Source organism: Halostagnicola alkaliphila (assembly GCF_055379965.1).
The window spans coordinates 329,551-341,774 of sequence record NZ_AP043827.1; the positions used below are offsets into that span (position 1 = coordinate 329,551).

At 59.1% G+C, this 12,224-nt stretch carries 13 protein-coding genes; 6 read left to right on the forward strand and 7 right to left on the reverse strand.

The window, feature by feature from the left end; translation table 11 throughout:
- Nucleotides 1-124 precede the first annotated feature (124 nt).
- A complete protein-coding gene (locus ACZ5C7_RS23550) occupies nt 125-1,117 on the forward strand; it encodes a sugar phosphate isomerase/epimerase family protein (RefSeq protein ID WP_464378606.1) in 993 nt (330 codons plus the stop codon).
- Between the two features lie 149 nt (nt 1,118-1,266).
- On the opposite strand, the gene ACZ5C7_RS23555 is transcribed toward ACZ5C7_RS23550, so the two are convergent.
- Entirely contained in the window at nt 1,267-1,743 is a 477-nt protein-coding gene (locus ACZ5C7_RS23555; protein ID WP_464378607.1) for a universal stress protein, read from the reverse strand.
- 949 nt (nt 1,744-2,692) lie between these two features.
- Nucleotides 2,693-3,532, reverse strand: coding sequence for a ZIP family metal transporter (locus ACZ5C7_RS23560; protein ID WP_464378608.1), 840 nt, complete (start codon nt 3,530-3,532; stop codon nt 2,693-2,695).
- Between the two features lie 160 nt (nt 3,533-3,692).
- Here ACZ5C7_RS23560 and ACZ5C7_RS23565 point away from each other — a divergent pair, with 160 nt between their 5' ends.
- Nucleotides 3,693-4,196 (forward strand): DUF8009 family protein, encoded by a 504-nt coding sequence (locus tag ACZ5C7_RS23565; protein WP_464378609.1) that lies wholly within the window; start codon nt 3,693-3,695, stop codon nt 4,194-4,196.
- A gap of 106 nt (nt 4,197-4,302) precedes the next feature.
- On the opposite strand, the gene ACZ5C7_RS23570 is transcribed toward ACZ5C7_RS23565, so the two are convergent.
- Together ACZ5C7_RS23570 and ACZ5C7_RS23575 are read right to left on the reverse strand one after the other, a co-directional pair.
- Nucleotides 4,303-4,617 carry a chorismate mutase gene (locus ACZ5C7_RS23570; RefSeq protein ID WP_464378610.1) on the reverse strand — a complete coding sequence of 105 codons (315 nt, stop codon included), beginning with the start codon at nt 4,615-4,617 and terminating at the stop codon, nt 4,303-4,305.
- Nucleotides 4,614-5,486 carry a shikimate kinase gene (locus ACZ5C7_RS23575; RefSeq protein ID WP_464378611.1) on the reverse strand — a complete coding sequence of 291 codons (873 nt, stop codon included), beginning with the start codon at nt 5,484-5,486 and terminating at the stop codon, nt 4,614-4,616. The genes ACZ5C7_RS23570 and ACZ5C7_RS23575 overlap by 4 nt, the downstream gene beginning before the upstream one ends.
- A 115-nt stretch (nt 5,487-5,601) precedes the next feature.
- On the opposite strand from ACZ5C7_RS23575, the gene ACZ5C7_RS23580 reads away from it, so the two are divergent.
- Both ACZ5C7_RS23580 and ACZ5C7_RS23585 read left to right on the forward strand, forming a co-directional pair.
- Entirely contained in the window at nt 5,602-6,033 is a 432-nt protein-coding gene (locus ACZ5C7_RS23580; protein ID WP_464378612.1) for a DUF5796 family protein, read from the forward strand.
- A complete protein-coding gene (locus ACZ5C7_RS23585) occupies nt 6,033-6,278 on the forward strand; it encodes a DUF7508 domain-containing protein (protein ID WP_464378613.1) in 246 nt (81 codons plus the stop codon). Before ACZ5C7_RS23580 ends, ACZ5C7_RS23585 begins: the two co-directional genes overlap by 1 nt.
- A gap of 89 nt (nt 6,279-6,367) precedes the next feature.
- On the opposite strand, the gene ACZ5C7_RS23590 is transcribed toward ACZ5C7_RS23585, so the two are convergent.
- Entirely contained in the window at nt 6,368-6,502 is a 135-nt protein-coding gene (locus ACZ5C7_RS23590; protein ID WP_464378614.1) for a DUF7128 family protein, read from the reverse strand.
- A 139-nt stretch (nt 6,503-6,641) separates the two neighbouring features.
- Between ACZ5C7_RS23590 and ACZ5C7_RS23595 the strand changes: the two genes are divergently transcribed.
- Complete coding sequence (locus ACZ5C7_RS23595; RefSeq protein ID WP_464378615.1) at nt 6,642-8,819, forward strand: CDC48 family AAA ATPase; 2,178 nt, start codon at nt 6,642-6,644, stop codon at nt 8,817-8,819.
- A gap of 229 nt (nt 8,820-9,048) precedes the next feature.
- On the opposite strand, the gene ACZ5C7_RS23600 is transcribed toward ACZ5C7_RS23595, so the two are convergent.
- On the reverse strand, nt 9,049-9,783 hold the full coding sequence (locus ACZ5C7_RS23600) for a protein sorting system archaetidylserine decarboxylase (protein WP_464378616.1): 735 nt from the start codon (nt 9,781-9,783) through the stop codon (nt 9,049-9,051).
- Nucleotides 9,784-10,035: 252 nt separating this feature from the next.
- Between ACZ5C7_RS23600 and ACZ5C7_RS23605 the strand changes: the two genes are divergently transcribed.
- The gene (locus tag ACZ5C7_RS23605) at nt 10,036-10,644 is read left to right on the forward strand and encodes a metal-dependent hydrolase (protein ID WP_464378617.1); all 609 of its coding nucleotides are present in this window, start codon (nt 10,036-10,038) and stop codon (nt 10,642-10,644) included.
- A 27-nt stretch (nt 10,645-10,671) separates the two neighbouring features.
- Here ACZ5C7_RS23605 and hflX read toward each other — a convergent pair whose 3' ends face one another.
- The gene (gene hflX / locus ACZ5C7_RS23610; protein WP_464378618.1) at nt 10,672-12,000 is read right to left on the reverse strand and encodes a GTPase HflX; all 1,329 of its coding nucleotides are present in this window, start codon (nt 11,998-12,000) and stop codon (nt 10,672-10,674) included.
- Between the last annotated feature and the right edge of the window lie 224 nt (nt 12,001-12,224).

The following is a 12,224-nucleotide window of genomic DNA, read 5'->3' on the forward strand; positions in this document are numbered from 1 at the left end:
TGATAAGTACCATACCAAAATCATTAAGGTGTGCTAACTTTCACTCACAGACAGGCTACCACAATTGTGCTGTGGTAGGAGATAGCAGACCACAAAAAGCAATTGCCTTTCAAACTACATCACTATGAGCGACTCAACACAGACAGACCAGGAGCACGAACGGACATCTACTGAATCGGGTTACAATGCGAACCGACGACGCGTCCTACAGGGGATCGGTGCAATCGGTGTCGGTAGTGCTGCCATCGGGACCACGCAAGCAGCTCAATCGACGCAATTTCGAACCAATGTATCTGGATCCACTTCCGAAGCTCAGTCATCGGATGCGATCGAAACCTCTGCCCAATTCTGGTCGTTTACCGAAGCGGGTCTTTCGACCGCAGAGCTGATTCACGAATGCGCCGATGCTGGATACGACGCCGTCGAACCGTTCATGATCGACGATGCGGACGAGATTGCAGCTGCCCTCGATGAGACTGACGTTCACATGGGTAGTGCTCACGTCGGCATCGACGAACTCGAGGAAGACTTCGACGGGACGATAGAGACGTACTCGGACTTCGGCAGTCCCGCGCTCGTCGAACCGATGGTAGGCGACGGCACTTGGAGCGACGAAGACTCCGTTATCGAATTTGCCGAACGGTGCAACGAGATGGCAGACCGCGTCGCCGATGAAGGATTAGAGTTCGGGTACCACAACCACGATCACGAATTCCAGCAAATCGGGGATACCACCGCGTACGATATTTTTGCCGAAAATATCAACGACAACGTTCACCTTCAACTCGACGCAGGCTGGGTTCTCGTCGGCGGCGAAGATCCGATCGATTACGTAATCGAATACAGCGATAACGTCCAGTCGATACACATGAAGAACATGACCGCGAGCGGTGACTTCGTGGAAGTCGACGAGGGCCACGTCAACATGCGGGCCGTCGCGACCGCTGCCCGGAACGCCGCGGACGTTGATTACCTCGTGTACGAGTACGACCAAGCACCGAATCCACTCGAGTCGCTCGAAACCGGTGCAGAGTGGATGTCTAAACTAAACCACCCGTACTCGCCCGGTGGGGTTTGCGGTATCGAGGGCGCCGAAGAGCACCCTGCAAAGTTATAACCCCGTTCCACTGATCGACCCACAGCGTATTCGTTTCCGTCATCGACCCGCCGGTTAATTTCACAGACTTCACGATTGGCCTCGAGATTCTCGACAGTCACGGGTTACTTCGATCGTCGGTTACGAGAACGTCGCTGTCGTTCGTTTCGTTATTCGTCTCGGTCGCGGACGTACGTTACCGGACATGGCGCGTTGAGCAGCAGTCGTTGTGCGGTACTCCCAAACATCGCTTTCCCTGCTGGTGAACGTTTTTGACCGCCAATAATCAGATTATCTACGTTATTGCTCTCGGCAATTCGGCCGAGTTCTTCCGCTTTGTCCCCAGTAGCAGCACGAATTTCGTATTCGACCGTCGCTGCTTCTAACTGATCGACAGCTTTGCTGACGGGGTCGACGTTTTTGGCTAATCGCTCCGGGGTCAAATCTTCTCTTCTCACGTCTTGGCCAACCTGATCAATCGCCTCGTTGTACTCTTGTCTCTCCTCTTCGAGCGTATTTTGAGAGAGAATATGTCCCAAAATAACCGTTGCGTCTGCGGGTTGAGCCAGATCAATTGCTTGCTTTGCAAGGTCATCAACTCGATTACCGTCGTCGGGTCCAATTGCGAGCATGACAGTCTCAATCATCGTACAGTATTTGTATAGCAACTGTCTTAAGTATACTGCGTCTTCGTACCGATCCGTTTTCCAACGCCCTTCAAGGCGGAGAACAGTTCGTTCTCGTCCATGTTTCCTTCAACGTGGTTCGCTTACGGAACGTTACTTCGAACGGTATCTCAAATTCACTTCTATTTCCACGGCACTTTGAGTGGTGGACGGCCAGATCAGAGTGATTTAGAGGTGATATATACTAGAATTTTATCAATCCACTCCCGATTAACTTTCATATCCTGAATTACATAACTGTGTGATCCGTATTTTGGGTAGGTCTCGTTCGTCCTCGAAATTTTGTGTGTACCACCGGTGTTTCTCGTACTTTGTGCCTTCAAAGTCGTGAATTATTGCTGACGAGACCACACCTGCGGGCGATGCAAGTGGAACGGACGGAATCACTGAGAAATTAGTTCCGCACTTCTCGACGTTGACGGTCAGTGCGGGATTGATCGGCAATCGAGTTCCTCTCTCGATTACTCGAGAATTTGACTCATCTAACGCGCACATTCACGCCATCTAATAGGCTCTTAGGCCGTCTCCACGGTTATGTGATCGTCTCTCCTACCACCGTAACGCGCCTGGTTGAATATTGGCAACCCTCCGTCATAGAGGGTTGCCAAATAAGATGTGAATCTAGACAGTATGTATGATTACTATTTGGCATGAACGTCGAATGGATCCGAACGAGTAGCGTGACTATTACTGCCGGTGTTGCTCCGCCTCTCGAGAACCGGCCACGTGTTCAGAGCGAATACTTCGTCAGGGCGGTAGTCGACGCAGGCGCGGCTCGTTACGAAATATGGCGCGTGTTCCTCGAATACGGTCATGTTTGGTCGTTCGCGAGTCGGTATCGACGACGGTTTAGACAGCCCGCGACCTGTCATCCTGAAGGGGGATACCGAACGCGGGATCCAACATTTCGTTATTCGATCATCACGAGGAGTGCAAGCATGGCGACGAACCCGCTGGCAACGCCGCAGACGAGTTCGGGTCGGCCCTCGTGAGGAAGGGCTGTTCCGTTGGCCACCCCTGCAGGGAGATACTCCGAGAACACGAGGTAAAGCAGTGCCCCGGCCGCAAATCCGAAGCTCACCGGGAGGAGTGCCTCGACGGTGGTGGCCAGTTGGTACGCGATTACGGCGCCGATGGGTTGTGGAAGCCCGGAGACTACCGCCCACCCGACCACTTTCCACCGATTCATTCCGTAGGCGATGAGCGGAATCGCGATTGCCAGTCCCTCGGGGACGTTGATGATCGAAATCGCGAGGGTCATGTAGACTGCCAGCGTCGACACCGCAACATCTCCGAGCACGACCCCCGGTTCGTGGCCGATGTCGGCGAACGCGACCCCGACAGCGATCCCTTCGGGGATGCTGTGGAGGGTCAACACGCCGACGGCTAATACCACCATCCGATAATCGACCGTCGAATCCTGCTGGGCGGGAAAATTCCAATCAGCTATTATGTGGTCGGCGACGAATACGAACCCGGCTCCCGCGAGACAGCCGCCGATCACGTGACTGATACTTCCGTCGGCGATCCCCTCGGCCAAGAGGCCGACCGTTGAGGCCGAGAACAGGACGCCAGCTGCGACCCCCCACAGCACGACCAACCATCGGTCCGTGACCTCTCGAACCAGGAAGAAGGGGAGAACTCCCAACCCCGTTGTGAGGCCAGTAACGAGCCCCGCGGTAAACACGAGGAGGAGTTCGTTCGTGACGGGCACGATGGCCACTCGTAGCCCCTCGGATAAATACCCCATCAAATCCGTCGAAATCGTCTCGATCTCATCCCACCTGACGGCCGCTTGTATCGCTCGAATACGTTTTCTCGAGCTGGGTAACCGATCGTAGTGATTCCGGTCGAAACGTACAGAAGACGACCGTGAGTATAAACTGGTGTGGGGCACACGTACTACCAAGATGACACAGACCGAGCCCCGAACGACGCCGAAGCAAATCGAAACCGTCGTCGTCGATATCGAGGACATCATTGCGGCGTTTGAACGAAACGGTCGAGATGAAATCGACGGCCGTCGTCACGTTCTTCGGATTTCTCTTCCCTTTGCGGAGGAGAAACAGGCTATACCGTACTTTTTGGAGGATTCTTCAACTGCTGTGCCGGACGGCGAGCCGGCACCAATCGATCTCGGTCCCGAGGCCTTCGTCAACGTCCGCGGAGAGTACGATCCGAACCGAACTCTCATTCCGGCCCCCTCGAGGGAGGAGTCGCGATCGATCGCTCGTAACGATCACGATGGGAACGTCGACGAGGAAACTATCGAGGAGTATCATACGACTGCGGTGGCGGCGTGGAAAGAGTGCGTTCGAACGAGTCTCGTCGACGAAATCCGCTTCCCTCCTGCGCTCGATTCGGCTCCCGAGGAGACTGTGCGGGCTGACGTTCGGTACGAAGACGGCACTTGAGATAGAAGACTCCGACGAACGTGGCCGATTTCGATGGTCGTTGTCACTCGTGGATCGTTGTCATCGAAGCGAGTTCAAATGGCTTTCCTCTGTGAAAACGCGTCAGTCACCGATTCTCGCGCTGGTGAACCTTGTTCAGTTCGATCAACATTCGGAACGTCGCTTTCACGAGATTCCGGTCGAGGTCGAACTGCTCTGCGTTTTCCCCCGCTCGTTCCATGACCTGTTCTTCCTGTTTCTCGTCGGTCGTCGGAAGGTCCCGTTCTTCTTTGACCGCGGCGATAGTATCCGCGACGTACGTTCGCTGGGCGATCAGTTCGACCAATTCTTGATCGATCGTCTGAATTTCTTGGCGAAGTTCTTCGAGATCCATTTCCTCTGGCTTCCGATTCTCCCCGTCCGGTGGTGTTTTTCGAGTCATGTAGTTCGTGTTCCGTCGTTTCGTGTCCGTAGCAAACGCGTCGATCCGTCTCGAGCCTCCCAGTTGTCTCGTACGGCCTCGAGTTGCTCGCGGTCGCCGATCGCCACGAAACTCGAGCCGGTTCCCGACAGCGAGACTCCCTCGACCGCCGGAAGCACGTCGAGCATCGGGTCGGTGGAAAACCCGAGTGCGCCACAGAACGCGAATCCGTTGACGGTCATCGCCTCGCCGTAGCGGCCCTCGTGTGCGAGTTCGGCGACGAGATTCGCCATCGGTGCGACGCGTTCGCAATCCGAGATATCCGCGTCCGCGCTGAAGGCCTGTTCGGGCGGCGTATAAACCAGTGCGTGCCAGTCGACGGCATCGCGCGAGCGCACTTCGTCGGCGGTGTTGTCGGTTATCGTTACGCCGCCGAGCATGCTCGCGCTCGCGTCGTCGAACGCACCCGTCGCGGTCACGCCGGCCTCTCGAGCCGCCTGCACGCCGAGCCTGCACGCGTCGACGCGCTCGACGGCGTCGGCTATCTCGAGCGCGTCGAGGGTCGCAAGCACCGTCGCGTTCGCCGCCGCACTCGAGCTTTTCAACCCGGCGGCCATCGGAATTTCGCTTTCGGTGTGAACGCGCGCTCCGACCGTTTCCGGGGTGAGCCCGGCGTCCTCGGCGTAGCGCTCTACGGTCATTTCGACACAGTGTTCGATGAGTCCCGTATCGGCATCGGGCTGATCGGCGATCGTTGCCTCGATTCCGCCGTCGTTCGTCAGATCGACCGTTGCCGTCGTCTCGAGGTCGATAGCGAAGGCTGAACCGGTTCCGGTTGCGAGCGCGTTCAGCACCGTTCCTGCGGCGGGTGCAACAGCACGGCCGTCCATATCTACCACCATTCAGAGCGACTATTTACGGCTGGCGGTCCGCGCCGTTTTGGCCGAAGCGATCGACGGGGTGGAGAGCGGTTCGTTTTTGCGAGTCCGTCACGTCAGTTCTGCTATGAGCATGCGAAGTAACGTCGCCCCGAGTACGTTAGAGGTCGACCTCGTCGACGGCGGGATCGTCGTTCACTATCTCGACGGTCGCGAAGCGTTCTATCACGGTCCCCCAGAGCCTGTCGAGGGATCGATCAAGACGCCGCCGGGGAAGGAAGTTCACGTCCTCGTCACCGACCCGGACGGAATCGAGGGCGTGATGACCTACGTCAACGACCGGAACACCCACGACGAGATCCTCGAGACGACCGGCGTGGGACGCGTGATGCTCGAGGGGAAAGACGAGGAGGATCTGTTCCCCGGCGTCAGGGTCTCGACGGAGGCGTACTCGATCCGCGTCGACGCTGACCCCTCGACCGTCGACGGACGCGTGTTCGTGTTCGCCGAGGACGAGATGAGCGAACACGCCTACGAACTTGTCGAGGGGGAGGAATGATGCCCCTCCAGAAACAGTGGCACGAGCTAGACCGGAAAACGATCGGACGCGTTCCCGACCGACCCGGCGTCTACGAACTCGGCGACGAGGACGGAACGGTGCGGAGTATCGGATCCGGAATCCTCCGAGACGAACTCAAAACCGCGCTCGCCTACGATGACGGGGATCGCGTCCGATGGACGGCAACCCAGACGCGTGAGCAGGCCGCGGAACTGGCCGATGAACACCGCGAACGCCTCGAATAACGTTCGGGAGAGTATCTACAGTGAGAGGGTCGCTTCGGCGAGAGGGTATCTTCGGCGGAAGAGTGCTTGGTGGGGGAAGCTTCGCTCGTTCACTGGATGTACGACGGATCCGTATCGTCGCACTGCTTTTCGTGCTCGCCAGCTTCGGTTTCGTCGGTAAAGAGCAACCCGCAGGTTTCACACTCGTACCACGTCGCGTTGTCGCGTTCGGTCTCGACAACCATACCTCGTCTAGGAGTGCCTGAACTCAAAGGCGTTTCTCCGGCACGACCGACCGTCCGGTGCCGATTGCCCTCGTACCCGTCCGTGCCACTGCAGTTCCAGGGGGCAATTCTCAAGACGGTACGGCTGAAACGATGAGGTATGAGTGAGTCGGATTCCGTCCAGGTTTCCCTGACCGTTCGGGCCGCCGAGAAACGCGACGCGGGCCGCGGTGTGGCTCGAATCCCGGAACTTGCCAGGCGGAAACTCGGTGTGTTGAGCGGCGATACGGTCGTCATCGACGGCGAGGAGACGACGATCGCCAAGATGTGGCCGGCGGACCCGTCGATTCCCGAGTCCGTCATCCAGATCGACGGCGACACTCGAGCCAACGCGGGCGTCCACGTAGGAGATACCGTCGTCGTTCGAACGAAGGACACGTCGGCCATCAGCCAGGCCGAGCGGGTCACGCTCGGAGCCCCGACGGAGCTCGCGGAGGCCGAATCGCGATTGGCCGAGCGAGTCGCGACCAAGAAGCTTCGCAACCGGCCGATCCGAGCCGGCGAACAGATCAGAGTCGAGGGCGTCGCGCCCGAACCGTTCACCGTGCTCGACACCGATCCCGACGGCGACGTTCGAATTACGAGTTCGACCTCGATCGACGTCACCAGAGCACGTCCGTCCCCAATCGACGAGTCCGGGAGCGGTGCGTCTCAGTCCGAACCCGCCGCCGAATCCGAGCCAGAATCGCCCTCCGGTGTTACCTACGAAGATATCGGTGGGCTCGACGAGGAACTCGAGCTCGTCCGGGAGATGATCGAGTTACCGCTCTCGGAACCCGATCTCTTCCAGCGATTGGGTGTCGAACCACCGTCGGGCGTGTTGCTCTACGGACCGCCCGGAACAGGGAAGACCCTGATCGCCAGAGCCGTCGCGAACGAGGTCGACGCGAATTTCGAAACCGTCTCCGGCCCGGAGATCATGTCGAAGTACAAGGGCGAATCCGAGGAGCAGCTCCGGGAGACGTTCGAGAAAGCCCGAGAAAATTCGCCGACGATCATCTTCTTCGACGAGATCGATTCGATCGCCGGCACTCGAGACGACGACGGGGACGCCGAAAACAGGATCGTCGGGCAACTGCTGACGCTGATGGACGGCCTCGACGCCCGTGGCGAGGTAATCGTCATCGGTGCGACCAACCGCGTGGATTCGATCGACCCAGCGCTCAGGCGGGGCGGTCGGTTCGATCGCGAGATTCAGATCGGTGTTCCCGACGCGGAAGGCCGAAAGGAAATTCTGCAGGTTCACACCCGCGGAATGCCGCTCGCGGACGACGTTCGAATCGACAAAATCGCGAGCCGAACGCACGGGTTCGTGGGTGCAGATCTAGACGCCGTAGCGAGCGAAGCTGCTATGGCCGCCATCCGGGCCAGGCCGACCGACGCCGACGGCCGAACGGCCTGGAACCAGGACCCGAAGGTGACGAAATCGCACTTCGACGCCGCGCTAGCCTCCGTCGAACCCTCCGCGATGCGCGAGTACGTCGCCGAATCGCCGACCACGGACTTCTCGGACGTCGGCGGGCTCGAGGACGCCAAACGAACCCTTCGTGAGTCCGTCGAGTGGCCGCTGACCTACGATAGACTGTTCGAGGAGACGAACACGGAGCCGCCCTCGGGCGTCTTGCTCCACGGCCCGCCGGGGACGGGAAAAACGCTTCTCGCACGCGCACTCGCTGGTGAAACGGACGTGAACTTCGTCAGGGTTGACGGCCCGGAAATCATCGACCGGTACGTCGGCGAGTCGGAGAAGGCGATCCGAAAGGTCTTCGAACGCGCTCGACAGGCCGCGCCCTCGATCGTGTTCTTCGACGAGATCGACGCCATCGCGGGCACTCGAGGCGAGAGCCACGAGGTCACCGAACGCGTCGTCTCGCAGCTGCTGACGGAGCTCGACGGGATGAGCGAGAACCCGAATCTCGTCGTGCTCGCCGCGACCAACCGCCGGGACTTCATCGACCCCGCGTTGCTCCGCCCGGGACGGCTCGACACGCACGTGCTCGTCCCCGAACCGGACACCGAAGCGAGACGGAAGATCCTCGAGGTCCATACCCGAGGCAAGCCCTTCGCAGATGACGTGGATATCGACGCCTTCGCGGACGGACTGGAGGGATACACTGGGGCCGACCTCGAGGCGCTCGTTCGGGACGCCTCGATGAAGGCAATTCGGGAGGTTGCGATGGAGTACGGACCGGACGAAGCTAACGAGAGAGCGGGCGACGTCGTTATCGAGCACTCGCATCTCGAGTCGGCAAAGAGCGAAGTGGACGCGGAGCGGTGATCGGTCGTCACGGTTCCACAACCGCTATAAGCGGGCGCTGGCCCCCCGTTACTCGAGATGGCGGAGTCGTAGCTTGGCCAGCACGGACGGCGAAACCACGCCGAAATGCGTTTGACACGTTTCAAGCCCGTTTGACTCGATTCCGTCCAGCCTGACGACACGAGGATACGCAGCCTACTTTTCCTGCAGTTGTAAACCTAACATCCTCGATTTGAGCGGAACTGACTCCTCAAGCGCCTGTCTCGAGTGAGTCGAGGACGACGGTTTCGCCCGCAGTCATTGAATCGCCGAGTTCGACGCCGATGTCTCCCTTCGAGACGCCGGGCGGGAACAAGACGTCGACGCGACTGCCGAAGGCGATGTGGCCGAGTCGTTGCCCGCGCTCGAGTGTCTCTCCCGGTTCAACGTAGGGATGAATTCGTCGGGCGAACGCTCCGGCGACGAAGGTGACCGTGGCGGTCGGTTCCGTTTCAGGGTCCGTGGCGGCCGTTGCTGTTTCGGAGGGAGTTTCCGTCCCTTCGGCCGACTCTCCGCCCGGAGAGTCGACCGATGCCGGTTCCCAGTCGCCGATAACAGCTCCGGGATCCTCGAGTTCGAGGGTGACGTGAACCCGTTCGTTCCGATCCGAGTCCTTCGAGAAGGCGGGTTTGTTCGCGCCGTCGATGTGCTCGACGTCGATCACGGTGGCGTCGAAGGGGCAGCGGACCACGTGGACGTGCCAGACGTTCATGAAGGTCCCGAGCCGAGTTCTGTCGCCCTCGGTTCGCAGCACGGATACATTGCCGTCGGCGGGCGCGACCGTTCCCGCCACCGGTGGCGTTCGGTCGGGATCGCGAAAGAACGCGAGCGTCGCGAGCCCGAGAGCGAGCGAAACAGCGCTCGCACCGACGCTAACCAGAAACGCGAACGGCGCGACGATGAGCGGCACGATCGCGTACTTCCAGGCACCTGGCGCGAACTTCATACGGGTTCCGACGAGGGCGAGCCGTTTGGCCGTTTCGGCACGCGAGCGTCGGACCGGCGGACCAGCTTGAACCCCCTCGTTCAACCGTTTGGTAATTTAGCAACCAATAGACACTCTCGCTCTCGGAAATCTTTTAGCCGGTTGGACCCACGTCTCGATCAATGGGTCCTCCTTCGGCGTCGGGAACTGTCGCGTTGCGACGGAATCTACCGGTCGCCCTCCGCAAGTCGAATAAAACGGTGAGAACGTAATATGTGGCCGTGGGAGCACGCGATCATGGGCTACGTCATCTATTCGCTGTTCTGTCACGCCTATTATCGAGCTCCACCGGGAGGCCTCGAGGCGTTCGCCGTCGTCTTCGCTTCGGTGCTGCCCGATCTCATCGACAAACCGCTCGCGTGGCAGTACGGCGTCTTCGAGTCGGGGTATGCGCTCGGGCACTCGATATTCTTCGCGATCCCGCTCTCGATTGCCGTCGGACTGATCGCCAGATCGTACGGGCGCACCCAAGCGGGAGCGGCGTTCGCGGCCGGATACCTGGTACACCTCCCGTCGGACATCGTTGATCGCGTCGTGAGAGACGGCTACCTCGATTTCGGCATCGTCCTCTGGCCGTTCGGTTCGGCAAGGCCCCACGACCAGAGCGTCGACTTTTTCGAGCATTTCTTCTCGCTCTTGGGCACGTACTATCACGAACTGTTTTCGGGAGATCCGTCGCTGTATATCCTCGCACAGTTCGGGATCGGGCTGTTCGCCGCGCTACTGTGGCTCTACGACGGTGCTCCGGTGCTTCGCGAGATAGTCCTCGGGGTTTACCAACTGGTCGTCGATGGGGCACAGGAGTTCCAAAAACGAATTTGAACAGGAGGTCTGAATCCGGGTGGGGACCTACTGTTCCGATTTCTCGATCGACTCGGCCCGATTTCGCAACTGGCGGAGAACGGAGGGTCGACCTCGACACTCGAGAGTCACGTACGTGTCCTCGTAATCGACGGACTCCACTGCCGTTCGATCGTAGGCGTTCGAGATGACGCTCATTGCCTCGTCACAATTTGGCATCGTAACGCACATGTGCTCCGACGGCAACAGCTCTCGGAGTGCCGTTCGTAGGGTTTCGAGGCTCGTATCGGAAAGGACGCTGACCGGAATCGGCGTCGAAGCTGCGTCCGGCAGGCAGTCGTTTGCAACTGCTTGCCGTCGTGTCTGGACGTCGCTCGAGAGGAGATCGACTTTGTTCAACACGGGAATAATGTGGCCGGGATCGACGTCTTGTGCCGTGAGTACCTCGAGGGCAACCTCGAATCGCTCTCGGAATTGGTCGGGCGGATCGCTCGCGTCGGCGACGAGAAGGACGACGTCGGCTGCTGCCGCTTCTGATAGCGTCGAACTAAAGGATTCGACGAGATCGTGAGGAAGGTCGTCGACGAATCCGACCGTGTCCGTCACGAGGACCGGACGGTCAGCGATAGTTGCCCGTCTCGTCGTCGTCTCGAGCGTTTTGAAGAGTCGGTCTTCGATGGCCGCCGTGGCGTTTTTGTTCGAATGTGACGCCGACGTACTCGTATCCGGCTGCTGGCGATCTATCGAGAGTTCGTCCGCGAGTCGGTGCAGTAACGACGATTTCCCGGCATTCGTGTATCCCGCAATCGTCACGAGATCGAACCCCTCCTCGCGGCGGCGTTCGCGAAATTGATCGGCTGGATTCGGAAGCTCCTCGAGTTTCCGCTCGAGGCGATCGATTTGATTTCGGACATCGTAAACGGGCGAGCCTTTCTCCGTCTGTTTGTTGAGCGCACCCTCGTCCGCGGATTCGATTAGCCGCGGCAGATCGTATCGGAGCTGTGCGAGTTCGACCTGCAACTGCGCTCTGCGTGTTCCAGCACCGTTCTCGAACACCTCGAGGACGAGCCGATAGCGGTCGGTTACAGCCGTCCCGTTCGGCATTGCTGTCTCGAGGGTGTGGTGTTGACTCGGGGTGAGTTCTCCGTCGACGACCACACGCTGTGCGTCGTGTTCGATGACCGCTTCGGCGAGTTCGTCGACTTTGCCGCGTCCGAAATACGTTCCAGGGTCTTCGGGCCCAACCTGGGTTATTTCTGCGACGGTTTCGTGTCCGGCCCCGGAAACGAGTTCGCTGATTTCGCCGGTTTCGACCGGGGTGGTCGTAGAACGATTTGCGACAACTGTACGTTGACTGTTGTTTGGTATTCGCGTCATTTACTCGGTGATTTCGTGGTGAGATAGCGGTTTCACAGTGATACTCAGCCCCGGGATCAAACGGTCCAGCGCTGGCGCTAGTCGTCGAAAGGCGAACCGACGGTACTCGTCGTAGCGGTCCCACAACGTCGATCTACAGACGGCACAGCACTCGGCTCAGTGGAAAGAAGAGGTCTCCATCAGTCTCGACTCATAATAGGGTGAGTATCGCACAAATAGCTTGT

Bases quoted from the DNA above. Each gene is read 5' to 3' on its own strand.
- ACZ5C7_RS23550 (WP_464378606.1), top strand. From the start codon at position 125: ATGAGCGACTCAACACAGACAGACCAGGAGCACGAACGGACATCTACT.
- ACZ5C7_RS23555 (WP_464378607.1), bottom strand. From the start codon at position 1,743: ATGATTGAGACTGTCATGCTCGCAATTGGACCCGACGACGGTAATCGA.
- ACZ5C7_RS23560 (WP_464378608.1), bottom strand. From the start codon at position 3,532: ATGGGGTATTTATCCGAGGGGCTACGAGTGGCCATCGTGCCCGTCACG.
- ACZ5C7_RS23565 (WP_464378609.1), top strand. From the start codon at position 3,693: ATGACACAGACCGAGCCCCGAACGACGCCGAAGCAAATCGAAACCGTC.
- ACZ5C7_RS23570 (WP_464378610.1), bottom strand. From the start codon at position 4,617: ATGACTCGAAAAACACCACCGGACGGGGAGAATCGGAAGCCAGAGGAA.
- ACZ5C7_RS23575 (WP_464378611.1), bottom strand. From the start codon at position 5,486: ATGGACGGCCGTGCTGTTGCACCCGCCGCAGGAACGGTGCTGAACGCG.
- ACZ5C7_RS23580 (WP_464378612.1), top strand. From the start codon at position 5,602: ATGAGCATGCGAAGTAACGTCGCCCCGAGTACGTTAGAGGTCGACCTC.
- ACZ5C7_RS23585 (WP_464378613.1), top strand. From the start codon at position 6,033: ATGCCCCTCCAGAAACAGTGGCACGAGCTAGACCGGAAAACGATCGGA.
- ACZ5C7_RS23590 (WP_464378614.1), bottom strand. From the start codon at position 6,502: ATGGTTGTCGAGACCGAACGCGACAACGCGACGTGGTACGAGTGTGAA.
- ACZ5C7_RS23595 (WP_464378615.1), top strand. From the start codon at position 6,642: ATGAGTGAGTCGGATTCCGTCCAGGTTTCCCTGACCGTTCGGGCCGCC.
- ACZ5C7_RS23600 (WP_464378616.1), bottom strand. From the start codon at position 9,783: ATGAAGTTCGCGCCAGGTGCCTGGAAGTACGCGATCGTGCCGCTCATC.
- ACZ5C7_RS23605 (WP_464378617.1), top strand. From the start codon at position 10,036: ATGTGGCCGTGGGAGCACGCGATCATGGGCTACGTCATCTATTCGCTG.
- hflX (WP_464378618.1), bottom strand. From the start codon at position 12,000: ATGACGCGAATACCAAACAACAGTCAACGTACAGTTGTCGCAAATCGT.